The following is a 24066-nucleotide window of genomic DNA, read 5'->3' on the forward strand; positions in this document are numbered from 1 at the left end:
TCGTAGTGTTTCGGTGGTCATGGCGGCGGGGAAACGCCCGGTCCCATTCCGAACCCGGAAGCTAAGCCCGCCAGCGCCGATGGTACTGCAACCGAAGGGTTGTGGGAGAGTAGGACACCGCCGAACTAAAATTGAAAACCCTTGAGGCTCTGGTCGAGGTTCTTCGGAATCTCCCAGGGCCTCAAGGCATTTCTGGGCCGTATCCTGGCGAGGTGAACGCTCCGCGCCTGCTGATCATCCAACCCGACGAATCCGACCCACCCGGCCCACTCGGCGACTGGCTCACCGCGGCCGGCGCCGAGCTGGACCTCCGTCACCCGCCGGCCGACCAGCTCCCCGAAACCCTCGAGGACCACCAGGGCATCATCTGCCTAGGCGGCGGCATGAACGCCGAAGACGACAGCAAACATCCCTTCCTCCCGAAGATCCGGACCCTGCTGGCGACCGCGGCTCAAAGCGGAATGCCGACCCTCGGCATCTGCCTGGGCGCGCAGCTCCTCGCAGTCGCAATCGGCGGCCGAGTCCAGCCAGGAGACGAGGGTCCGGAAGTGGGCCCATTCCTGGTCTCCAAGAAGGACGCCGCCTGGACTGATCCGCTCTTCGCGGAACTGCCGCTCGTCCCCGACGTCATGCACTTCCACGAGGACGTCATAACCAGGCTCCCACCGAACGCCGTTCTCCTCGCATCCGCTCCGAAGTACCAGCACCAGGCATTCCGGACCGGCCGAGCTGCGTACGGCATCCAGTTCCACATCGAAACCACTCCGGACATCGTCCAAGCTTGGGGGCGCGACGCACCGGAATTGGCGGCAACGGCCCGCCCCGGAGTCTTCGACACCGAGCGGCTCACCGAGATCCACGCCGATCTAGCCGAAACCTGGCGCCCCTTTGTCGCCCGATTCGTACAACTGGCCGCCGGCACCCTCGACCCGGCCAACCCCACGCCCCACACCACCCTCCCCCTCGCCTAACCCCCGACCCGGCAGGCAAGCAAGGGATGTTTGCTATCGGCCAGCCGTAGCAAACATCCCTTGCTGTCGGGCATCGGTGGCGTGGGGGTTTACGGTGGAAGCTGATGGCTGAGCAAGCACGGGGGACCGCGTCCCCAGCACGGTACGGCTTCACCGACGACCGGGCCGAGACACAGTTGCGGGCGGCGGGATGGTGGACCAACACCGGACCGGACCCGGCGAGCATCGACGTGCTTTCAGCATTGTCGCGGTCGGCTGACCCGGACCTGGCCCTCCGCGAACTCGAACGAATTCGTGAAGCCGCCCCCGAAGGCTGGACCGCTCTGGCCGATGCGTTGTGCACCGACCCGGCATTGAGGGGGCGTTTGATCGGCGTACTCGGCACCTCGAGCGCGCTTGCCGACTTCCTCGTCGGCTCGCCAGACGAGTGGAAGCGGCTCGCCCGCGACAAGTGCACCGAGACCGACTGTTATGCCGACGAGCTGTTGGGTGCCCTCCGGCCCAAGGCAGGCTCGGACGCCACCCTTACCAACTCGGCCGCAGAACAGGCATTACGAGCCGCCTACCGCGGCTTGCTGCTTGAGATCGCGGCTGCCGACCTGGGACACATCGTCGAGCGTCGACTGGATCGGCCACCCTACGCAGAGGTCACCCGCCAGCTCACTGCGTTGGCGGAAGCGGCGCTCATCGCCGGCCTCGCGGTCGCCCGTACAGAGCACAAGGTGGACGACACCCACGACGCGCGCCTGGCCGTCATCGCGATGGGCAAATGCGGTGGGCGTGAGCTCAATTATGTCAGCGACGTCGACGTGATCTTCGTCGGCGAGGGCGATCTCCAACTTGTCACCCGAGTCGCCAGCACAATGATGCGGGTGGTCGGCAACGCGTGCTTCGAGGTCGACGGGGCGCTCAGGCCTGAGGGCAAAGCCGGGGCGCTGGTGCGCACCCTTGAGGGGCATACCGCCTACTACAAGAAGTGGGCGCGTACGTGGGAATACCAGGCCCTGATGAAGGCGCGTCCGGTCGCCGGAGATGAAGAACTCGGACGCCAGTACATCGAGATGGTGGATTCGATGGTCTGGTCCGCCGCGGAACGCGACAACTTCGTCGCCGATGTGCAACAGATGCGCCGGCGGGTGGAGAAACATGTTCCATCCGAATTGGCCGAGCGTGAGCTCAAGCTCGGGCGTGGTGGTTTGCGCGACGTCGAGTTCGCCGTGCAGTTGCTGCAGCTCGTCCATGGCCGAGTCGACCCCGAACTGCGTTCACCGTCCACTATGGACGCGCTGGACGCGCTCGGTGCCGGTGGTTACGTCGGTCGCGCCGATGCCGCGGAACTCGAAGTGTCATACGAGTTCCTGCGCACGGTGGAACACCGCTTGCAGCTGCGGCGTTTGCGGCGCACGCATCTGTTCCCTGACGCCTCCGAATCGGCCGAACTTCGTGTGCTGGCCAGGGCGATCGGAATCAAGCCGGAGCGTGGACGCGGCGAGGGCGACGTGCTGCTGGCCGAGTTCCGGCGGCATGGTCAGCGCATCCGGCGTTTGCACGAGAAACTCTTCTACCGGCCGCTCTTGCAGTCGGTCGCCAGTGTGCCGACGGAGGCACTGCGGCTCACGACCAAACAGGCAGCGCGTCGGCTCGCGGCACTCGGATACGCGGCCCCGGACGGCGCGCTACAGCACATTCGGGCCCTCACGTCCGGCGTTTCGCGACGAGCGTCGATCCAGCATGCCCTATTACCGGTGATTCTCGATCTTCTCGCCGACACACCCGACCCAGACGGCGGCCTGCTCGCCTACCGAAAAGTCTCCGAAGCACTAGCAGAGACACCTTGGTACCTGCGCGTGCTGCGGGATGAGGGTGCGGTCGTCGAGCGGTTGGCCTTCCTGCTCGGTACGTCGAAGCTGGTGCCCGACCTACTCGTCCGGGCGCCGGAGGTACTGCAGTTACTCGGTGACCCTGCGCGGCTGGCAGGCCGTGACCCGGCGGAGGTCGCGAAATCCCTGCGTGCCACGGTCCGCCGGCAGCCAGGGCTAAATGCTGCGGTCACCGCCGCCCGATCGCTGCGCCGGCATGAGCTGCTTCGCGTTGCGTCCGCGGACTTGCTGGGCTTGATGGACGTGCGCGATGTCTGCGCCGCTCTCTCGAGCGTCTGGGTCGCAGTGCTGCAAGGGGCACTTGCTGCGGTCCTGCGTAAGAAGAATGCGGAGACGGGGGAAGCGCCCGCGAAGATCACGGTGATCGGCATGGGGCGCCTCGGGGGAGCGGAGCTCGGTTACGGGTCTGACGCCGACGTACTCTTCGTCTGCGAAGCCAACGAGGGAATCGAAGACGGCGAGGCGATCCGGTTCGCGTCGTCCGTCGCGGAGTCCGTCAGCCAGGCGCTCGGGCAACCCAGTGCCGACCCGCCCCTACACGTCGATGCCGACCTCCGCCCGGAGGGACGCGGGGGGCCTTTGCTACGGACCTTGGAGTCGTATCGCGCCTACTACGCCCGCTGGAGCGAACTCTGGGAAGCCCAGGCGTTGCTCCGTGCTCGCTACATCGCAGGCGACGACGATCTCGGAGAACGTTTCATCACGATGATCGATGGCATCCGATATCCCGAGGGCGGGCTCGACGCGACCCAAGTACGCGAGGTGCGCCGGATGAAGGCCAGAGTCCAAGCCGAGCGGATCCCCAAGGGCACCGACCCCAACCTGCACACGAAGCTCGGGCGCGGTGGCCTGGCCGACGTCGAATGGACCGTGCAGCTGGAGCAATTACGCCACGCTCACGAGCTCCCCGCGTTGCGGACGACCTCGACGCCGGACGCCCTGGCCGCACTGACCGCGGCCGGGCTGATGGATCCGGCTGACGCCGAGTCGTTGAGCGAGGCATGGTTGCTAGCGACCCGGGTGCGAAACGCGGCGATGCTGGTGCGCGGGAAGGCGGTTGACCAGGTGCCGAGCAGCGGGCGTGACCTGGCGGCGGTCGCGAGGGTGCTCGGCCAAGGTGCGGACGACGATCCAGGTGAATTCCTTGACTTCTACCGCAGGATCACCAGGCGTGCGCACGCCGTGGTGGAGCGCGTGTTCTTCGAGGATTGAATTCAGCCTTGACCGGTGTCACAGACCGATGCTGACAGGTCGTTTTACAGTGAACGGGTGACTGCGCGCGAGCCCTACGGTGTCCAGATCAAGGTGCGGCTGTACGAGCTGGACCCCCTGGGCCATCTCAACCATGCTGTTTACCACTCCTACGGCGAAGTCGCACGGATCGAGCTGATGGAGGCGGCCGCGGGTGAACACGACCGCCTTCGTGACGAGAACGTCGCCCCGGTGCTGCTCGCTTCGCAGATCAGCTACCGGCGTGAGCTGCGGATGGGTGACGTCGTGGACGTGACCTGCGACTACAAGTTCGGCACGGGCAAGAGTTTCGAGGCTGTACAGACCATCACGAAGGTCGACGGAACCCTGTCCGCGGAGATCACCTGCACCCTCGGCCTCATGGACCTGGGGCGGCGCAAACTGGTCGAAAACCCGCGCGGGCGACTCGAGCAGGCCGGATACGACCTCACCCTGCTCTCCACGGCGGAGTAGCCGAGAAAGAAACGCCGACGGCGAGGGCGTTTTCCGCTCCTCGCCGCCGGCGTGCTCGTGTTATCTACCAGCCGAGTTACACGTCGTAGTACAGCGCGAACTCGTACGGGTGCGGCCGCAGCCGCAGCGGGTCGATCTCGGTCTCGCGCTTGAGCGAGACCCAGGTGTCGATCACGTCGGGAGTAAAGACGCCTCCCTCGGTGAGGAAGTCGTGGTCGGCTTCCAGGTTGTCGAGCACACTGCCCAGGTCGGCCGGGACCTGCTTGACGTCCTTGGCCTCCTCCGGGGGAAGCTCGTACAGGTCCTTGTCGATCGGGTCGGCCGGCTCGATCTTGTTCTTGATGCCGTCCAGGCCCGCCATCATCATGGCTGCGAAGGCCAGGTACGGGTTGCCCGACGAGTCCGGGCAACGGAACTCGATGCGCTTGGCCTTCGCGTTGGTGCCCGTGATCGGGATACGCACACAGGCGGACCGGTTACGCTGCGAGTACACCAGGCTGACTGGCGCTTCGTAGCCCGGCACCAGGCGGTGGTAGGAGTTCACCGTCGGGTTGGTGAAGGCCAGCAGGCTCGGCGCGTGGGCCAGAATGCCGCCGATGTAATGGCGGGCGATGTCCGACAAGCCGGCGTAACCGGACTCGTCGTAGAACAGCGGCTGCCCGTCCTTCCACAGCGACTGGTGGCAGTGCATCCCGGAACCGTTGTCACCGAACAGCGGCTTCGGCATGAAGGTTGCGGTCTTGCCCGCGTTCCATGCCGTGTTCTTCACGATGTACTTGAACAACTGCAGGTCGTCGGCAGCGTGCAGCAGCGTGTTGAACTTGTAGTTGATCTCGGCCTGGCCGGCGGTGCCCACCTCGTGGTGTGCGCGCTCGAGGGTGAAGCCGGACGAGATCAGCCTCTGGCTGATCTCGTCACGCAGGTCGGCGAAGTGGTCGACCGGCGGAACGGGGAAGTAGCCGCCCTTGTACTTGGTCTTGTAGCCGCGGTTGCCGCCCTCTTCGTCGCGACCGGTGTTCCACCAGCCCTCGACCGAGTCGATCTCGTGGAAGGAGGCGTTCTCGGAGGAGTCGAAGCGAACCGAGTCGAAGACGTAGAACTCCGCTTCGGGGCCGAAGAACACGGTGTCGGCGACACCAGACTCGGCGATGTACTGCTCCGCCTTGCGCGCGATGTTACGCGGGTCCCGGCTGTAGGCCTCACGCGTGAACGGGTCGTGCACGAAGAAGTTGAGGGAAAGCGTCTTCTCCTTGCGGAACGGGTCGATCCGCGCGGTCTCCGGGTCGGGTAGCAGCAGCATGTCCGACTCGTGGATGGACTGGAAACCACGGACTGAGGAACCGTCGAAGGCGAGACCTTCCGCGAAGGCATCGTTATCGAAGGCCTTGGCGGGGACAGTGAAGTGCTGCATGACGCCCGGCAGGTCACAGAACCTGACATCGACAAACTGCACGTTCTCATCCGTGATGAGACGTTGGATATCGTCTGGAGTAGTGGACACCCTCTGTAACTCCTTCGCCTTTATTGCCGGGGGCAGTACTCTCTTCGGCTAACGCTAAGAGCGCGGTGTTGCCCGACCGTCACCCGTATGTTTCACGGATGTTAACGGGTGATGTGATCTGGGTCAGACGGCCAGGCCAGAGCAGGTTTCCGCCACGGCATACCCTTAAAGGGTGGCGAGATGGACTGGCGAGTGGCTGTCGGGCTCCGCGACAAGCCCGGTGAGCGGTAGCAAAGAGCCCCCGCGCTGGCGAGGTGAGCGGCTGGGCCTGCCGGAGAGCGGGGTCGGTTCGGTCGCCCGGGGTGGCTCCCGTGTGCTCGCTCTGCTGGTCGATCTCGTGCTCGCCTCGCTGGTCACCTCCTTGTTCTTCCGGCCTGATTTCCAGGATCCGGCGGTCATGCAGACGTTCAACCTGTGGTCCATCGTGGTCTGGGCCGTGATCACGGTGATCCCGGTCGCGTTCTTCGGCTTCACGCCCGGGATGGCGGCAACCGGGATTCGGGTAGGCCGGCTCGACGGCGCTTCGATGCCCGGGCTTTGGCGGGCGGTTGTCCGCAGCGCCCTGACTTTCCTGATCATCCCGGCTGCGGTCCGAAACCTTGACGGCCGCAGCTGGCTTGACCGGTTGACCGCGACTGTCGTCATACGGATGCGGTGACACCCGCTCACGCGGGCACTACGGCTGGTGGCGGTCGGCTCGTGGCTCGCCGGAAGGCGCCTTGTAGCGCTTCGACGACGGCGATGGGGTCGTCGCGGAGTTGCGACGGCCGTGTTCGTACGACGAGCACGCCGGTCCTGGCGATCGGTCGTGTGTCAGACGGCGGCGCGAGACCGAATTCGCAAAGCTCGATGTGCCAGGCCACGCGGTGTGCAGTCCAGTACGCCTGAATCGTCACGCCGCGGGCGTCCCGGATGTGCGGCCGCCACTCCGGCTCCGGTAGGCCGCCGACCCGGACGACCCTTTTCGCCCATTTGTCGACGGCGCCGGCGAAACCTTGCTTGAGTTCACGCAGTACGCGGCGGATCAATGCCGAGCCGATGGTGCTGCCGCGTTCGATCTCGCGCTGGATCTCCTGCGGATCGCACAAGCCGCGTCCGACCGCATCCGTGACCATCGCGCGCACGTCGGCCAGCTGGTCCATCCGGCGCGCCGCGTCGAACAGCGCCCTGGCCAGCGGAACGACCGGCAGGCCGTCGATTTCGACCGGTTCCGGCGGGTGGATGGTCCGCTCGACCACTGCGAACCCCCAAGAGCCGACGCCTCTGCGGTGCGGGATCAGAACGTGGACCTGCCTGTTCTTCGGCAGTGCTCGAACTCCATGCACTCTCGCGGCCGCGATCCCGGTGAGCATCGAGTTCGGGCCTGCATGGACCAGCGCGGACCGGTAGAGCTGGTGGCGGCTGAGCGGACCGTTGTTGAGCACGATCACGCCCGGGATCGGACGCTGCCAGCGATTACCTGGTCTACAGCGACTCGAAATGGTCGAATGGGACATTCCGCGCGCGACAAGAACTGCCCTGGGAGCTACATCTCCCGGGAACATCTCGGTCAGCGCCGGGTCGTCCGGCGGGCATCTGAGTGGCACGCCGTCATCATGCAACTACCCACCGACAGTTTTCGGAGGGTCGTCGGTTCAATCGCACCCCACAGAGGAAGCAAGGGATGTTTGCTACGGCCTGTGCGTAGCAAACATCCCTTGCTGTTGAGGTGGGTGGGTTCAGCGGCGGCGGATGGTCCGCTGGACGTTGCGCATCTTGGCGCCCTGCGGCATCGGGCCCTTCGGCATGGCAGCACCCCGGTTGCCGAGTGCGGCGAGCTTGGCTTCGAGCGCGTCGACCTGGACCGGCTTCAGGTTGCGCGGCAGCTTCATCAGGTAAGGCTGCAGGCGGCGCAGCGGGATCTCATCGTCGTCGTTGCCGACGATGACGTCATAGATCGGCGTGTCGCCGACAAGACGGGCCACCCGCTTCTTCTCTTGGGACACTAGATTCTTCACCCGGTGCGGAGCACCCTCGCCGACGAGGATCACGCCCGGCGCGCCGAGTACACGGTGCACGGCGTCGAGCTGCGTCGTTGCAGCGACCGTCTGGGTCACTCGCCAGCGGCCACGCAGGTTGTCCAATGCCCACCCGGCGGCCCCGGGCTGCCCGTCTGCTTTCGAGTACACGGTCTTCTGCACACGCCGACCGAAGATGATCACAGCCGCCAGCACGCCCAGGATGATGCCGAGCGGCAACAGGATCCACTGCGCGTTGAAGAAGAAACCGACGCCGAACACAACGCCGGCGATGATGATGATCGACCCGGCCATCCACGGGATGAGCGCCTTGTCCTCTCGGCGTTGCATCTTGAACGCTTCGAAGATCTGCCCACGCCGGGCCTTGCCCGCCGCGCGCTTTTCCTTCTTCGCCTGCTTGGCAGCTTCTTTGTCCTGCTTTCCCGCCATATGACCCAGGATACGGCCGGGTGGCCTTCGTCGAATCTGTCGGCCCCCTCTGCGAGGATGCGATCGTGGTTGACGCACCCCCGACGACGAATCGGCCCGGCCTGTTGGACGGGCTCGACCCCGAGCAGCGTGCCGCTGCGGCCGCCCCTCGCGGGCCTGTGTGCGTGCTCGCCGGCGCAGGCACGGGGAAGACCAGAACCATCACGCACCGCATCGCTCATCTCATCCGATCCGGACATGTCTCGCCTGGTCAAGTGCTCGCGGTGACCTTCACGGCGCGCGCGGCCGGGGAAATGCGCACACGTTTGCGTGCGCTCGGGGTCGAGGGCGCGCAGGCACTGACTTTTCACGCCGCGGCCCGTCGTCAGCTGAGGTACTTCTGGCCTCGCGTGATCGGCGACCGGATGTGGGACCTGGTCGAGGGGAAGCTCCGGCTGATCGGGCAGGCTTCACACCGGGTGGGGCTCGGCACCGAGGCGGAATTCCTCCGCGATCTGGCGAGCGAGATCGAGTGGGCGAAGGCGTCGCTGATCAGCCCGGACGATTACCCGGCTGCGGCGGTGCGTGCCCAACGTGACACTCCGACCTCGCTGAAGCAGATGGCCGAGGCATACCAGGCGTACGAGAACGCCAAAAACGCTGCGCAGGTGCTCGACTTCGACGACCTGTTGTTGCAGACCACCGCAATCCTGGAAGAGCACGGCGAGGTCGCCCGCGAGTTCCGCGACCGGTACCGCTGTTTCGTCGTCGACGAGTACCAGGACGTCACCCCACTGCAGCAAAGGCTCCTTGATGCCTGGCTCGGGGGGCGGGACGATCTGACGGTTGTCGGGGACGCCAATCAGACCATCTACTCGTTCGGCGGCGCCTCGCCGAGGCCGCTGCTGGAGTTCACTCGCAGGTTCCCCGATGCGACCGTGGTCCGGCTAGAGCGTGACTACCGTTCGACGCCACAGGTGGTCGATCTGGCGAACCGCGTCATTGGCGCGGCCCGCAACCGGCCGGCCGGTTCCCGGTTGCGGCTGATCGGGCAACGCCCCGACGGTGCGGAACCGCGGTTCGGCGAGTTCGACGACGAACCTACCGAGGCGGCGGCGGTCGCGGCCCGCATCCGGTACTTGCTCGACGCCGGTGTGGCGGCCAGTGAGATCGCGGTCCTGTACCGGGTGAACGCCCAGTCCGAGGCATACGAGCAGGCACTCTCGGAGGCGGGTGTCGCATACCTGGTTCGGGGCGGCGAGCGCTTCTTCGACCGCCGCGAGGTGCGGCAGGCGATGGTCGCTCTGCGCACGGCGGCAGCCGATCCGCCGCGCATCGAGCTCGTCACGGCGGTGCGCTCGGTCCTGGCGCGGGTCGGGCTGACCGAGCAACCACCATCCGGCGGTGCTGCCAAGGAACGCTGGGACGCGTTGCTGTCGTTGGTCGAGCTTGCCGAGGAGCTGTCCGCCACCCTCGATGGAGCAGACCTTCCTCGCTACGTTGCCGAGCTGGAGCAGAGGGCTGCAGCGCAGCATCCCCCGACGGTCGAGGGAGTGACTTTGGCTTCGCTGCACGCAGCGAAGGGGCTGGAATGGGATGCGGTGTTCCTCGTCGGCCTGGCGGAGGGCACCCTGCCGATCCTGCATGCGGACGGTGATGACAACGCCATCGAAGAGGAGCGCAGGCTGTTCTACGTCGGCGTCACCCGGGCGCGCGAGCACTTGTGGCTGTCGTGGGCGTTGTCGCGGCACCCGGGCGGCCGACGGAATCGCAGGCGCAGCCGTTTCCTGTACGGACTGCTGCCCGAGAATCATCCGGCTGCCCGGCCCACGCGTGCACCGGCAGCCAAGGCCGGCCCGAAACCGCGCTGCCGGGTGTGCGAGGGACCTTTGCTCGACACGATGGAGATCAAACTCGGCCGCTGTGGGCGGTGTCCGTCCAATTTGGACGAAGGACTGTTCGCCCGGTTGAAAGAATGGCGCACAACAAGGGCCAGGGAACTCAAGGTGCCGCCGTTCGTGGTCTTCACCGACGCGACCTTGCTGGCCATCGCCGAGCAGCAGCCGACGGACCGGGGTGGGCTCGTCTCGATTTCGGGCATCGGCGCCAACAAGGTCGAGCGTTTCGGAGCCGAAGTACTGGCAGTGATCAACACCGAACACGGTTGACCGCGTCGCGGGGGCGATCCGTGCGGCGGAACCGCTGCTCAGGAGCGATCTTCGTCGATTCGGAGAGTCTTGCGAAAAATGAGTTGCCCCGGCGTAGCGAGGGGCAATAGCCTGCAGGGGCCGGGTGAGGACCGCCCGGAAAAGACACCGCCCACCGCCGAGAGGCGAGGAGCGTCGGACAGAGAGGAGGTGCCGGGACGATGAGGATCTTGAACATAATCAGCAACCCTGGCACCACGCTGTCCTGCGCCGCCCCGGCGAGCGCTGCCGTGTACCAGGGCGCCGGTATGCGCCGGATCGACGGCCGAGGGCTGTCTGCCGTGCGCTTTACCCGACTCCACCGAATCGTTGGCTGGACCAACGCGAATGTCGATGAAGTCGCCCCGGTGACCGCTGATGTGCCGACGGCCCAGCAGCCGAAGACGTATGTTCCGCACCCTCCGATAGAGCGAAGCCCCTGACACCCGTTCAGGGAAACAGGCTCACGAAGGCCGCGGAACCGTACATCGGATCCGCGGCCTTCGTGTTTGTGCAGTACCCCTCACAACAGGAAAAATCGTTACTACACAAAGGAGAACGGGAATGTCATCGGCAATCGCCTTCGCGTCAGAGGGGGCGTTACCCGACGAGTTCGCCGGCCCGAACGCAGGGGTCGGAGACCTGCTCGATGTCGTGACCGCACCTGATCTGGACCTGCCTTGCCGGTCCGGGGACGCCGACCTGTGGTTCGCGGAAGCTCCCGCGGACCTGGAGCGGGCCAAGCGCTTCTGCGCGGACTGCCCGATCCGGGAAGCATGCCTTGCTGGTGCGGTCGCCAGGCGGGAGCCGTGGGGCGTCTGGGGTGGCGAGATCTTCGAGCGCGGCGTTGTGGTCGCGAGGAAGCGGCCCAGGGGACGTCCGCGGAAGCACCCGGTCATCGAACGACCCGTTGTGGAACAGCCTCTCGAGCGTCCTGTCTCGGACGAGCGCCGGAGTGCCGCCGCATGAGCACCGCGACTCTCGCCCGCGAAATGCCTACCGCGGTGCACGCGCGACCAAGCGTGACACCCGTGACGACCAAGGAGATCACCGAAATGTTGATGCATGAAGAACTGGCCAGAGCCCGAATACAGGAGCTGCGCGCCGACATGAACGCGCAGCAGGCTCGAAGCCATGCCCGTGCGGCCCGCCGCTGGGAACGAGTGTCCCGGTGGGCCGCACGACGGGCACGTCGCTATCGCGCCTGACCCTCGGGGGAGGCACTGGGGGAGCAAGGGATGTTTGCTGCGGAGTGACTGCAGCAAACATCCCTTGCTCGGGTTGTGGCGGTGGGGTGGTCGTGTTGAATGGGGATGTGACGGGGCATACACACGACCACGTGGACTGGGCGGCGCGGATTTCCGATCTGCGCAGGGCCGACGAGTTGGCTGCGAATGTGTTCGCGGACATCGCCACGAGGTTGACGGCGGGACTGCCGGCCGGCGCGACAGTCGTCGACGTGGGTGCTGGAGCGGGCGGAATGAGCGCAGCCCTTGCCGCGGCTCTGGGGCGCCGTAGCGGGGGAACTTTACTACTGGTTGACGCGGTGCCGGAATTGCTGGCGGTGGCCGCGGAGACGGCGGCGGCCGCTGCCGACGGGGTCAAGATCGAGACTGTGCAGGCGGATCTCGCGGCCTGCGCCCTGAGCGAAATTGTTCCGCCCGCGCATCTGATCTGGGCCGCGTCGGTACTGCACCATCTGCCGGATCAGCAAGGTGGCATTGCTAGCGCGGTTGGGGCGTTGAGGGGTGGTGGCGTTCTCGCGGTCGCGGAGAGCGGTCTGGAGACGCAGACGTTGCCGTGGGACCTGGGGGTCGGGAAGCCTGGGCTGGAACATCGGTTGCTCGCCGTTCGTGAAGAGTGGTTCGGCGAGATGCGGGCGGGCATGGAAGGAACGATTGCTATGCCCTACGGCTGGACGACGGCGTTGAGTCGTGCCGGGTTGACGGATGTCGCGTCCTTCAGTCATGTGCTGGACCATCCCGCGCCTACGACGGACATCGTCCGGGAGTTCGTGATCGAGCGGGTCAGGCACCTGGCGGAAGTCGCCGGGGAAAAGCTCGCCGACGAGGACCGAGAGACCGTGGAACGTTTGCTACGACCGGGGGCGGGGGAGTACCTCGGTGCGCGCGACGATTTGTATGTGCTGGGGACCAAGACTGTCCACTTCGGACGCAAGCCATGACGGACGGCGTTGTCACCTGTACCCGGTGCGGTGTGAACCGAGAAGCTGAGCTTGATCCTGAAGTGGCGCTTTCCTGGGTGTCCGAAAAGGACAACGAGGCGCAGCGCTGGCTCTGCCCACTGTGCGCCCGGGAACACCTCCGTGCCATCGAAGGCAAGCTGCCCGACGAGTATTGGTAGCCGGTCACACGGTTGCCGGCACCATCCCGAGCGCTCGGACGCGCGGACGGCGGCGCTTCGCCGCATTGGCGAACGCGCTCGTAAGCTCCCGCGCGATCGTCTTTACGTTGGCGCGCAACTGATCCGGCGAAGTCTGCACCAGTACGACACCGGCGGCCGACAGCGCCAGATGATTCATCTTCGGCGCGCGGTTTGCCACATCGTCGGCGCCGAACTGCCAGCCCAGCGCAACTTCGTCCCACCAGGCGTCGACAGTGCCGATGGGGCGGCCCTGGCTGTCGCACACCGTCACGTTCCACACCGGCGGCGGCAACGGCACGCAGTCCAGCAGTTCACGAGCCTGCCCCTGCAGGTACGTGTCGCCCATCGAGCCGAGGTTGCGCAGCATCTCGCGCACGGCTGCGGTGCCGCGCTGATTGCCCGCGTCAAGTTCGGCCCGAAGCTCGTCCGCCGTGCAAAGGCCGTAGTAGACCGGCAGCGACAGCAGACGGCGCAGTCGATCCGGATCCATTTCCCGGCGGGCGACATCGATCGTGGCCCGTGCCGGCGGGGCGAACGCGATGTCGTCGTCGACCACCGGCTCCGGGATCCGGGAAGTTCGTTCGAGGCTCACGAAATCCAGCGGCGGGACACGCCTCTGGACAGGCACGAGTACCTGCACCTGCCGAGATGGAACCACCCGGATGTTGTGTGCGCGCAGGGCATCCAGCCCGGTGACCACCGCGCCGGCACCGGCGTAGAACGCCGCCGCGCGCAGCATCTGGCGCCGGTTCGGCTCCCCGTCACCGAGCAGCAGGACGCCAGGAAGCAACCGCCGCCACGGCCCGCCTGGGCGGCACCGGGCGGCGATGGCACGCGGAGTCATTCCGTTGCGGCGCAAGTGGCTGATCGTTGCGACGCCATCAGGGATGGCCGCGCTGAGCGCGGTGAGCTCGACGAAAGTCGTTCGGGGCATGCCTCCAGCGTGACGCCGAGACCGGGATCAGGGAACCCGATCCTGGAAATTGTGGATAACTGCCTGACGCGAGTGGTGCGTTGCTGCGAAAAAGGCGGTTTCTGTGGATAACTCGTAACTCAATCGGCTCAATCGGCGAATCCCGGTTGCCAGCGTTCGACAATCGCGCGCGCCGGAATCTCCGCGCCCAGCTGACACAGAATGCCTGTGGAACCTGCGGTGACACGGTGAATCATCAGGTATTCCGGTGGCAGATTGAGCGAACGGCCGATCCTGAAGTCCTGGCCCCGTGAGTCGCCGACACGCATCGCCTGCCGTTGCATCCACCTCCGCGTGAAATGAAAGGTTTCGGTCGCCAACGGCTCGGTGAATGGTGCCAGATAAGCCAATACGTCTTCCGCGCTAAGGTCGCTGTCCGGACGGACGAACCCCGATTCACGCAGCAGAGCCATCAGTTCCGCGGACCGCCCGTCCAGCGCCAGCCGCGTCATCTGCCCGAGGTTCGGCGGAATGCCGTTCGGCAACTGGGCGACCGCACCGAAGTCGATCACGCCGAGCCTGCCGTCGTCGAGCAGCAGGAAGTTGCCCGGATGCGGGTCGGAATGGAGCAAACCCACCCTGGCCGGCGACGAATAGTGGAACTCGGCCAGCCGCGCGCCGACATCGTTGCGGGTTGCCGTGTCCCCGCCCGCGATGATCTTCGCGAGCGGGATACCGGCCATCCACTCGGTGACGAGCGCCTTGGGCGCGCTGGCGACGACGCGGGGAATGTTTACTCGCGCATCGCCCTCGAAGGCCTTGGCGAAGGCCCGCTGGTTGTCGGCCTCGCCGCGGTAGTCGAGCTCCTCGTCCATCCGAGCCGCCAGCTCGGCGAGCAGCGGCTTGACCTCGGTACCGGGCACGAGCGCCTGGAACAACCTGCTGAACCGCTGGAGCTGGCGCAGGTCGCTGCGCAATGCTTCGTCCGCGCCCGGGTACTGCACCTTGACCGCGACCTCCCGGCCGTCGTGCCACACCGCCCGGTGCACCTGCCCGATGCTGGCGGCGGCGGTCGGTTCGTCCTCGAACTCGCGGAACCGGTCACGCCACGACCGGCCGAACTGCTCGGCGAGCACCCGGTGCATCTGGCGTGCTGCCATCGGCGGAGCCGCGGCCTGCAGCCTCGTCAGCGCATCGCGATACGGCGCGGCCATCTCGTCCGGCACCGCGGCTTCGAACACGCTCAGGGTCTGGCCGAACTTCATGGCGCCGCCCTTGAGCGTGCCCAGCACCTCGAAAAGCTGCTCCGCGGCCTTCGCCGACAGTGCGGCGTTGACCTCCTTTGCGCTCTGCCCGGTCAGCCGCCGGCCCCAGCCGCCGACGGCCCGGCCGGCGATTCCCAGTGGCAGGCTCGCCAGCTTGGCCGTCCTGGCGGCGGTCCGGCGTGGAATTCCCGGGCTGTCCCCGTCGTCACGATCGCGGAAGTCTGTCACCCAATGGATTGTGCCTTGCTGATGATCCTTCGCGCAGCCACCGGGCGAAGTAGGCGCCTAATACGGCCGCGGTTGCGCGCCGCATCCGCAGGCCGGATTCGGCGGCCACGGACGATGCTCGATCGTGCCCTCGAAGGTGTCGACCTCGATCGTCGTGTTCCAGACCGGCGGCGGCTTCTCACCGGGGCTCAGCGTGCGCAGGATCTGGCCGACCGCCAACGCGGCCGTGGCCTGCACGCTGCACAGGTCGGCCTGCTGGCTGCGCCCGGCGAGCTGGCCCGCGACCGTCGGCCAGCGCGAGTCCATCGATTTCCGGTGCAGGTCGGCGCAGCGCATGCAGGTGCTTCGGCCCGGAAAGACCAGCGGGCCGACGATGCCGAGCCCCTCGCGCACACGGACGGGCAGATGCGGCACACCTTCCTGGACGAGCATCCGGACGATTTCCGGGGCGGGCACGATCGAATCGGCCAGCACGACCAGCTCCGGTTGGCGATCCCGGCCGAGGCGACGGTTCTTGATCGACGGGTTGACCCGCTGGATCGCCGAGATCGCGGCCAGCCGCCGCTGCCTGCCGATATCGGTGTCGAGGTAGCCGCTGCCGGTGTCTTGTTCCGTGACATAACCGTCCGCTTCGACCTGCACATGGCCGAGACCGGCGGCAGCGAGCTGGGTGGCGATGGCGATCGTCAGCCGTCCCGTTCCGTAGAGGACGACGGCACTGTGGGCGCGCCTGGTGAAGGCGTCGCGGATCGGGTAGCGGGCGCGCAACGACCACAGGCCCACCTCGCCGGCCACCCGGCCGTGCCCCGCCGGGGCCCAGGCTTCCTCGATCAGGCCGATGCGGGTGAGGCTGGCGAGGATTTCGCGCAGCTTCTCGACGTTTTCGCTGTCGGCGATCTCGAACAGTTCATCGGTGCGGAAAGAGCCGTCCAGCCTGTGCATGACTTTCACCAGATCCGGGGTCAGGCCGGTGGCGACCATGGCGTGCCGGGGGTCCAGGCCGATCTGGACCTCGCCAGGGCGGCGGTCGAAGGTCTCCAGACCGGGCCGGAGCCGGGGACGTCTGGGCAGGTGAGGGTCGCGGACGTTACTGATTTGCTCGTTCATGTTGCATAGCGTGACAGAGGGTCGCTAAGAGCCCGCTAACCAAGAGGCCGAGTTATCCACAGGAAGTATTCGATGTGGATAACTGGGGTGCTCTCGGAGTTGACCCTCCCGAGTTGTCGGTGCCTGGCCTTACCGTGGACGGGTGGCGAATGCACGGGTGCCCTCCTTGAGGGGCCGGGACAGAACCGAGCAGGCGGATGCCCCGCAGCAGAAGGTCGAAGTACGGCGTAGCGCGAGACGCAGGAGCACGGTCTCCGCGTACCGCGACGGCGACACGTTGGTCGTACTCATTCCAGCGGGGATGAGTCGAGCGGAGGAGAAACACTGGGTCGCGGAGATGGAGCGCAAACTCCAGCGCACGGAGTCGAAGCGCGCGTCTCCATCACGGCAGACCGACGCGGCGCTGCTCGCGCGTTGCGCGCAGCTGTCCGCCCGATATCTCGACAGGGCAGCGCTGCCCGTGAGCGTCCGCTGGGTACCGCCGATGCGCACGCGCTGGGCGTCCTGCACCCCGGTGGACAGGACCATTCGCGTCAGCGAGCGGCTCCGGCAGGTACCGGCGTGGGTGCTCGATTACGTGCTGGTGCACGAGCTCGCACATCTCCGGGTCGCCGGGCACAACGCGGAGTTCTGGGAGCTGGTGCAGCGGTATCCCAAGACCGAGCGTGCGATCGGATATCTGGAGGGGCTGTCGGCCGCGGCCGGCTGGGGGATCAGCGAGCTGGACGCCGAAGACTGAGCGAAGCCGGAAACGAAGCAAGGGATGTTCGCTGCGGGGTAGCGGTAGCGAACATCCCTTGCTTCGAGTCCAGGGGCCTGGTCAGTCCTCGGGGGTGCCCGGGTCTTCCTTGGGCTTCTTGTCCTCTTCCTTCTGCTGGGTGCGTTCGAGCTCGGCGATCGGGTCGAGCGCGTCGATGCTCGCCTGCTCGCCGAGCCGCTCGCTGAACTCCAGCGGGTCGTCCAGGTCCTCGGTGTCGGGCATCAGGTCGGGATGCGACCAGAGACCGTCGCGCTTCTCGAGCCCGTGCTTGTCGCCGACGAGCTTCCACAGCGCCGACGCCGCACGCATCCGCCTCGGCCGCAGCTCCAGGCCGACCAGCGTGGCGAACGTCTGCTCCGCCGGACCACCGGTCGCGCGACGGCGCCGCAGCGTTTCCCGCAGCGCGCCGGCGCCCGGCAGCCTGTCGCCGACCGCTTCGGCGACTACGACGTCGACCCAGCCTTCGACCAGCGCCAGCAGCGTTTCCAGCCGGCCGAGCGCGGCCTCCTGCTCGGGAGTCGTCTTCGGTTCCAGCAGCCCGGAGGACATGGCCTCTTCGATACTCGCCGGGTTGCTCGGGTCGACCTGGCCTGCCAGCTGTTCCAGCGCCGAGGTGTCGACCTTGATCCCGTGCGCGAACTCCTCGACGGTCGCGAGCAGCCGCTGCCTCAGCCACGGCACGTGCGCGAACAGCCGCTGATGCGCGGCCTCGCGCGCGGCGAGGAAGACCAGCACCTCGCTGTTGGGCAGCTCCAGGCCTTCGGTGAACTTCTCGATGTTCGCGGGAAGCAGAGCGGAAGTGGCGTCCGGACCCAGCGGAAGCCCCACTTCGGTGGAGGTCAGCACCTCGGCCGCGAGCTGAGCGAGCGCATTGCCGAGTTGCGAGCCGAAGGCCATTCCGCCCATCTGGCCGACCATCGACAGCAACGGCCCGGCCGCCTGCTTTGCCTCCTCGGGCAGGGCCTGCACCCACGCGCCCGAGATCTGCTGGGCCACCGGATCGCACAGCCGCTGCCATGTCGGCAACGTCTTCTGCACCCAGTCCCTTGCCGACCAGGCGACCGTCGTGTTCGCCCCCGCAGGCAGGATCGTGGCCGCGTCGAGCCACAGTTCCGCCAGGTGAGCGGCATCGCGCACGGCGCTGTCGGAATCGCTGTTGGCGGCGAAGCCGATCTTGCCGTCGCTGCTGCCGCTGAGCTTCTGCAGGGCGATCTGCTTCGCGAGGTCGTAGTTGACCGGTCCGGTCGAGCTGCCCGCTTGGCTGAGCATCTGGCCCAGTTGGCTGAGCATCTGGCCGAGCTGGTTGAACGCCTCCGCGCCGGACTGTTCGCCGCCGCCCTCGGGGTCGTTGTCACCACGCTTATCGGGATCGGTAGGTCCGAAGCCGAACGGGAGATTGCTCATAACACCACCGTACGCGGCCAGGCCTGCCCGCACTGCGTCAGCCGGGACGGGTTTCGGCGCACCGGTGAGGCCTGGTGATCCGGTCCTTACGCCGGTAACCGTACGCTGTCTCGGGTGAGCGAGTCCCGCGAGGAAACCACGGCTCGGGGTGCCGGCCCGGCGAGCGCGCCGGACACCCGTAGTGAAGATGACGCGCGCGCGAAGCACGCTCGCCGCAACCCTCCCCCGAACGGCGGCCGGGGGCTGACCAGACGCGGGTGGACGGTGCTGCTCAGCGGTGTGCTGGTGGTCGCGTTCGGACTCACCGGCGCCTTCGTCCAGGTGCCGTACGTAGCAATCGGCCCTGGCCCCACCTACGACACGCTGGGCAACGTCAACGGTGCCCCGGTGATCCAGATCGACGGTCAGCAGACGTACCCCACGTCCGGGGAACTGCGGATGACCACGGTGTCGCTCAACGACCAGATCACCTTGTTCGGCGCGCTCGGGCTGTGGGTGAGCGGCCGGTACGCACTGGCGCCCCGCGAGGAGTACTTCAAGCCCGGGGAGAGCGACGAGCAGGTTCAGCAGGAGAACGTGAAGGAGTTCCAGGACTCCCAGAGCAACGCCGAGGTCGCGGCGCTGCGGCACCTCGGGTACCCGATCAAGGTGCTCGCGCAGGAGGTCGTCGCCGGCAGCCCCGCCGACCACGTGCTCGCCGCGGGGGATCGCCTGCTGAGCGTCAATGGCAAGCAGATCAGCCAGGAAGACGATGTGCGTGCCGCGCTGACCGGCACACATGCCGGTCAGACGGTGCCCATCACGTTCCAGCACGGGACCGACCCGGCGAAGACGGCGACGATGACGCTCGCGGCGAACCCGGACACTTCGCAGACACAGGGCTTCATGGGGTTGCAGCCGATCGATCGGGCGGATGTGCCTTTCGATGTGAAGGTGTCCCTGCAGGATGTCGGCGGGCCTTCGGCGGGGCTGATGTTCGCGCTGGCGATCGTCGATCGGCTCACGCCGGGGGAGATGGTCAACGGCGAGCATGTGGCGGGCACCGGCGAAATCGACGAGAAGGGCAACGTCGGACCGATCGGCGGGATCTCGTTCAAGGTCGTCGGTGCACGCGAGGCCGGGGCGACCGTGTTCCTTACGCCTTCGGCGAACTGCGCCGAGGCGGCCGCTGCCGCGCCGTCCGGGCTGAAACTGGTCAAGGTCGACAACCTCGACTCCGCGCTCACTGCGCTCGACGACATCAAGGCCGGGAAGCCCGCGCCCTCCTGCTGACCCGGAGCCGGAACCGAAGCAAGGGATGTTTGCTACGCATAGGGCGTAGCAAACATCCCTTGCTCGTCTGGTGGGGTTGTGGTCAGGGGATGAGGGTGGCGCGGAGCGCCTCGACGAGGTTCGGGGCCAGGTCCGGGTGTTCGACGATCTCGTCGACCGGTTCCCCGTCATCCGTTGAGTAACCGCGCAGCCGCATCACGCACGCGGCGGGGCCGTCCCTGAGCACCGCCGCTACCAAACGCGCCTCGGTCCGATCCGGGTGGTCGGCGGCGGCCTTTCGCAGCCGGGCGATGTCGTCGCCGGACAGTTCTGCTTCGGCACTCGGCGGGAGAACGATGATCTCCTGCGCGATCGCGCACCCGGCGACAGTCTGCGGCCACGCGATCCGCCCCAGGGTTTCGGCGAGATCCGCTTCCTCGAGCGGTTCCTGGGCGACCGGGGTCAACGCGCTCGCCCCGTCCAGTTGCCCCGCCAGTTCCGGCTGTTCCCGCAGCAGCGCCTCGGTCGAAACCAGCGCGAACAACTGCGGCGGCTGGTCCCATCCGCCGGACGCCACGAACTCCTCGACTTCCCGGGCGATCGCGGCGACGCCGGGCGCCGGGTTCTCATGGGATCCCATCCGGTCATCGTGTCAGGTACCGGCCTCAACCGGGCGATCGGTGTCCGATTTGGGGCGGGTGGGGAACCAGGAGCGCCCTCCGTACAGTTAGGTGACCAGGGGTAGCGTGCGTTCGCAGCACCCTCGGACCGAGTTCGCGACAACAGGAGCGTGTGCAGTGGCCAACCGGCCCCCTGTGAGCCTGCCGAAGCTGTCCCGCCGCAGCCGGATACTGCTCATCATCGCCGCTGTCATCATTCTGGCGCTGCTCCTTGGGGCGAGACTGCTGGACACCTACGTCAACTGGCTGTGGTTCGGCGAGGTGGGCGCGCGCGAAGTGTTCAGCACGGTCGTGCTCACGCGAATAGTGCTGTTCTTCGCGATCGGCATCTTCATCGGCGGCACCCTCGCGTTGTCGCTGTGGATCGCCTACCGCACGCGCCCGGTGTTCGTCCCCGTGTCGGGCGCCGACGACCCCCTGTCCCGCTACCGCTCGGCAGTGGTCGGCCGGATCCGCCTGTTCGGCATCGGTATCCCGCTCATCACCGGCCTGATCGCGGCGGCGACCGGTCAGGGTGACTGGCAGCGGGTGCAGTTGTTCCTGCACGGCACCAGCTTCGGCCAGACCGACCCGGAATTCGGCAACGACATCGGGTTCTACGCCTTCACGCTGCCGTTCTACCAATGGCTGCTCGGCTGGCTGTTCGTCGCGACCACGGTTTCGTTCATCGCGGCGCTCATCGCGCACTACTTGTTCGGCGGTATCCGGCTGGCCGGCCGGGGCGGACAGCTCGCCGGGCCCGCGCGGGTCCAGCTCGCCGTCACCGCGGGCATTTTCGTGCTGCTGAAGGCGGTCGACTATTTCTTCGACCGGTACAACCTGCTTTTCTCCACGCGGAACTCGTTGTTCGACGGCGCCACCTACACCGACCTCAACGCCGTTCTGCCGGCGAAACTGATCCTGCTGTGCATTTCCGCCATTTGCGCCGTCGCGTTCTTCGTGGGTGCTTTCCTGCGGAACATCCAGCTGCCCGCGATCGCCCTCGTGCTCCTGATCCTGTCCGGCGTGCTCGTCGGCGCGGCCTGGCCGGCGATTCTCGAACAGTTCTCGGTCAAGCCGAACGCCAACCAGAAGGAAGCGCTTTCCATCAGCCGGAACATGGCGGCCACAAAGGACGCGTTCGGGCTCAACAACGTGCAGTACGAGGATTATTCGGGCACCGGGCAGGCGAGCGCCGCGCAGATCAGCGCGGACAGCACCACGGTGCCCAACATCCGGCTGCTGGACCCGAACGTGCTGGCGCCCACCTTCACCCAGCGCGTCGGGCGCGAGAACTTCTACGGCTTCCCGGCCAAACTGGACATCGACCGCTACACGGTCGACGGCAAGACGCAGGACTACATCGTCGCCGCGCGTGAGATCAACACCGCGAACCTCACCGGGAACCAGACCAACTGGATCAACAAGCACATGGTCTACACCCACGGCAACGGGTTCGTGGCGGCGCAGGCCAACACGATCGACCGCGCGGTCTCCAGCGCCAACAGCGACGGCGGCTACCCGATCGCGGCGACCAGTGACACCCAGAACCCCACCGGCGCCGGGCTCAACCCGGCGAACCCCTCCCAACCCGGGATCGAAGTCCAGCAACCGCGGATCTACTACGGCGAGCTGACCAACGACTACGCGATCGTCGGTGGCCAGGCCGGTAAGGCGCCTGGCGAATACGACAGCGCCACAGACGGGGACTACCGCTACGACGGCGCCGGCGGCGTCCCGATCGACAACTGGTTCAACCGGCTGGCGTTCGCGGCCAAGTACGGGGAGCGCAACATCCTCTTCTCCGACGCGATCAGCGACGGTTCGAAGATCATGTACAACCGCGACCCGCGGGAACGGGTGCAGAAGGTCGCCCCGTGGCTGACCGTCGACGGCGACCCGTACCCGGCCGTTGTGGACGGCAAGATCCAGTGGATCGTCGACGGCTACACCACGCTGAACAACTACCCGTACTCGCAGTCGACCCAGCTGGGCGAGGCCACCGAGGACTCGCTGAGCGGTGTCGCGCGGCAGGCTAACAACAACATCAACTACATCCGGAACTCGGTGAAGGCCACCGTGGACGCCTTCGACGGCACGGTCACCCTGTACTCGGTGGACGACAAGGACCCGGTCCTCAAGGCCTGGGAAAGCGTTTTCCCTGGCATCGTCAAGCCGAGCTCGGCCATCTCCCCGGACCTGCGGGCGCATTTCCGCTACCCCGAGGACCTGTTCAAGGTGCAGCGTGAACTGCTCGCCCGTTACCACGTGAGCGATCCGCAGGAGTTCTACACCACGAACACCTTCTGGAACGTGCCGCAGGACCCGACCCAGGAGGGCGGCACCAACCTCGACGCGTCCGGCCTGGCGAACCAGCCCGGCTACTACGTGCTCGCCGAGACGCCGGGCCAGACCGGCACGACGTTCCAGTTGACCAGCTCGCTCACCGCACTGCAACGGCAGTACCTGGCGGCCTGGATGTCCGTGTCCTCCGACCCGTCCGACTACGGCACGATCAGAGTGCTCCGACTACCCACGACCGCGGCAGGCAACAGTCAGGTCGACGGTCCGGTACAAGTGCAGAACAAGTTCCAGAGCGATTCGAGATTCGCCCAGGAACGGACGCTGTTCAGCAACCAGAGCGTCACGGTCATCTTCGGCAACCTCATCACCCTGCCGTTGGAGGGCGGGTTCCTCTACGTGGAACCTGTTTACATCCAGCAGCGCAACCAGAACAGTTATCCACAGCTGGCCAGAGTCCTGGTGTCCTACGGCTCGAAGGTGGGCTTCGCGTCCACCCTCGGCGACGCACTGAAACAGGTTTTCGGGGACGGCGCGAACCAGCAGGCGACGTCGCCGACACAACCGAGCACGCCCACGACCAGTACGTCACCACCGGCCTCGACCACCACGACGCCACCGACGACCGTCCCGCCCGCCGGCTCGAACAGCGCCATGGACAAGGCGGTCGCCGACATCCAGGCGGCGCTCAGCCAGCTCCGGGCGGCCCAGCAGAGCGGTGACTTCACCGCCCAGGGGCAGGCGCTGGCCGCGCTCGACACCGCCAGCCGCGAGTTCGAGGCTGCTCAGAGCGCCCCTGCGGCGACCACCACGACCTCCGCCCCGCCCCCAGGAGGCTGATCGCTGGAGTAAAGACACCCCGCTTACACCCCGCCGAAACCAGGGCGTAAAGTAGTAATCGCAACGCGGGGTGGAGCAGTTCGGTAGCTCGCTGGGCTCATAACCCAGAGGTCGCAGGTTCAAATCCTGTCCCCGCTACAGAGGCTGGGAGGCCCTTACCCACGGAGTGCGTGGGTAAGGGCCTCTTTCGCATTTTCTTGGGGGTCGGACCCCCATGCCCCCGGCAGGGAGGGCTTCGCCCCCCTGCACCTCCCGCTCGGTGCCGGGTGGGTGGCGGCGCGATGG

Annotated in this window: 20 protein-coding genes, 1 tRNA gene and 1 rRNA gene; 14 read left to right on the top strand and 8 right to left on the bottom strand. The window is 66.7% G+C overall.

Going from position 1 to position 24066, the window contains the following annotated elements:
* The first annotated feature begins 9 nt into the window (after positions 1-9).
* From rrf to VHD82_RS34780, 4 genes are all read left to right on the top strand, one after another.
* Positions 10-126, top strand: a 5S ribosomal RNA gene (gene rrf, locus VHD82_RS34765).
* An 86-nt stretch (positions 127-212) separates the two neighbouring features.
* Positions 213-971 (top strand): type 1 glutamine amidotransferase, encoded by a 759-nt coding sequence (locus VHD82_RS34770; protein ID WP_325713493.1) that lies wholly within the window; start codon positions 213-215, stop codon positions 969-971.
* Positions 972-1075: 104 nt separating this feature from the next.
* The gene (locus VHD82_RS34775; protein ID WP_325713494.1) at positions 1076-4063 is read left to right on the top strand and encodes a bifunctional [glutamine synthetase] adenylyltransferase/[glutamine synthetase]-adenylyl-L-tyrosine phosphorylase; all 2988 of its coding nucleotides are present in this window, start codon (positions 1076-1078) and stop codon (positions 4061-4063) included.
* A gap of 57 nt (positions 4064-4120) precedes the next feature.
* A complete protein-coding gene (locus VHD82_RS34780; RefSeq protein ID WP_325713496.1) occupies positions 4121-4555 on the top strand; it encodes an acyl-CoA thioesterase in 435 nt (144 codons plus the stop codon).
* A gap of 76 nt (positions 4556-4631) precedes the next feature.
* Here VHD82_RS34780 and glnA read toward each other — a convergent pair whose 3' ends face one another.
* On the bottom strand, positions 4632-6056 hold the full coding sequence (gene glnA / locus VHD82_RS34785) for a type I glutamate--ammonia ligase (RefSeq protein ID WP_325713498.1): 1425 nt from the start codon (positions 6054-6056) through the stop codon (positions 4632-4634).
* Positions 6057-6228: 172 nt separating this feature from the next.
* Between glnA and VHD82_RS34790 the strand changes: the two genes are divergently transcribed.
* Positions 6229-6714, top strand: a complete 486-nt coding sequence (locus VHD82_RS34790) for an RDD family protein (protein ID WP_325713500.1) — start codon at positions 6229-6231, stop codon at positions 6712-6714.
* A gap of 7 nt (positions 6715-6721) precedes the next feature.
* On the opposite strand, the gene VHD82_RS34795 is transcribed toward VHD82_RS34790, so the two are convergent.
* Entirely contained in the window at positions 6722-7657 is a 936-nt protein-coding gene (locus VHD82_RS34795) for a hypothetical protein (RefSeq protein ID WP_325713503.1), read from the bottom strand.
* A gap of 117 nt (positions 7658-7774) precedes the next feature.
* On the bottom strand, positions 7775-8503 hold the full coding sequence (locus VHD82_RS34800; RefSeq protein WP_325713505.1) for a DUF4191 domain-containing protein: 729 nt from the start codon (positions 8501-8503) through the stop codon (positions 7775-7777).
* Positions 8504-8568: 65 nt separating this feature from the next.
* Between VHD82_RS34800 and VHD82_RS34805 the strand changes: the two genes are divergently transcribed.
* From VHD82_RS34805 to VHD82_RS34825, 5 genes are all read left to right on the top strand, one after another.
* A complete protein-coding gene (locus tag VHD82_RS34805) occupies positions 8569-10650 on the top strand; it encodes an ATP-dependent DNA helicase UvrD2 (protein ID WP_325713507.1) in 2082 nt (693 codons plus the stop codon).
* 582 nt (positions 10651-11232) lie between these two features.
* Entirely contained in the window at positions 11233-11637 is a 405-nt protein-coding gene (locus VHD82_RS34810; protein WP_325713509.1) for a WhiB family transcriptional regulator, read from the top strand.
* A complete protein-coding gene (locus VHD82_RS34815; protein ID WP_325713511.1) occupies positions 11634-11876 on the top strand; it encodes a hypothetical protein in 243 nt (80 codons plus the stop codon). Before VHD82_RS34810 ends, VHD82_RS34815 begins: the two co-directional genes overlap by 4 nt.
* 131 nt (positions 11877-12007) lie before the next feature.
* Positions 12008-12853, top strand: coding sequence for a class I SAM-dependent methyltransferase (locus tag VHD82_RS34820; protein ID WP_325713513.1), 846 nt, complete (start codon positions 12008-12010; stop codon positions 12851-12853).
* A 32-nt stretch (positions 12854-12885) separates the two neighbouring features.
* A complete protein-coding gene (locus VHD82_RS34825; protein ID WP_414637622.1) occupies positions 12886-13032 on the top strand; it encodes a hypothetical protein in 147 nt (48 codons plus the stop codon).
* A 4-nt stretch (positions 13033-13036) separates the two neighbouring features.
* Here VHD82_RS34825 and VHD82_RS34830 read toward each other — a convergent pair whose 3' ends face one another.
* From VHD82_RS34830 to VHD82_RS34840, 3 genes are all read right to left on the bottom strand, one after another.
* Entirely contained in the window at positions 13037-13987 is a 951-nt protein-coding gene (locus VHD82_RS34830) for a hypothetical protein (RefSeq protein ID WP_325713517.1), read from the bottom strand.
* A gap of 128 nt (positions 13988-14115) precedes the next feature.
* Positions 14116-15459, bottom strand: coding sequence for an AarF/ABC1/UbiB kinase family protein (locus VHD82_RS34835; protein WP_325713519.1), 1344 nt, complete (start codon positions 15457-15459; stop codon positions 14116-14118).
* A 57-nt stretch (positions 15460-15516) separates the two neighbouring features.
* Entirely contained in the window at positions 15517-16566 is a 1050-nt protein-coding gene (locus VHD82_RS34840) for a TOMM precursor leader peptide-binding protein (RefSeq protein ID WP_325713521.1), read from the bottom strand.
* 166 nt (positions 16567-16732) lie between these two features.
* Between VHD82_RS34840 and VHD82_RS34845 the strand changes: the two genes are divergently transcribed.
* Positions 16733-17305: a M48 family metallopeptidase gene (locus VHD82_RS34845; RefSeq protein WP_325713575.1), complete on the top strand. Its 573-nt coding sequence runs from the start codon at positions 16733-16735 to the stop codon at positions 17303-17305.
* Between the two features lie 81 nt (positions 17306-17386).
* Here VHD82_RS34845 and VHD82_RS34850 read toward each other — a convergent pair whose 3' ends face one another.
* Positions 17387-18730, bottom strand: coding sequence for a zinc-dependent metalloprotease (locus tag VHD82_RS34850; RefSeq protein WP_325713523.1), 1344 nt, complete (start codon positions 18728-18730; stop codon positions 17387-17389).
* A gap of 264 nt (positions 18731-18994) precedes the next feature.
* Between VHD82_RS34850 and VHD82_RS34855 the strand changes: the two genes are divergently transcribed.
* Complete coding sequence (locus tag VHD82_RS34855) at positions 18995-20002, top strand: YlbL family protein (protein ID WP_414637624.1); 1008 nt, start codon at positions 18995-18997, stop codon at positions 20000-20002.
* An 82-nt stretch (positions 20003-20084) separates the two neighbouring features.
* Here VHD82_RS34855 and VHD82_RS34860 read toward each other — a convergent pair whose 3' ends face one another.
* Positions 20085-20621, bottom strand: coding sequence for a PPA1309 family protein (locus tag VHD82_RS34860; protein WP_325713527.1), 537 nt, complete (start codon positions 20619-20621; stop codon positions 20085-20087).
* Positions 20622-20778: 157 nt separating this feature from the next.
* Here VHD82_RS34860 and VHD82_RS34865 point away from each other — a divergent pair, with 157 nt between their 5' ends.
* The gene (locus VHD82_RS34865) at positions 20779-23781 is read left to right on the top strand and encodes a UPF0182 family protein (protein ID WP_325713529.1); all 3003 of its coding nucleotides are present in this window, start codon (positions 20779-20781) and stop codon (positions 23779-23781) included.
* A 64-nt stretch (positions 23782-23845) separates the two neighbouring features.
* Positions 23846-23919 (top strand) — tRNA-Met (locus VHD82_RS34870).
* The last annotated feature ends 147 nt before the right edge of the window (positions 23920-24066 follow it).

The sequence above is a fragment of the Amycolatopsis sp. genome (genome assembly GCF_035546795.1).
Taxonomy (GTDB): domain Bacteria; phylum Actinomycetota; class Actinomycetes; order Mycobacteriales; family Pseudonocardiaceae; genus Amycolatopsis_E.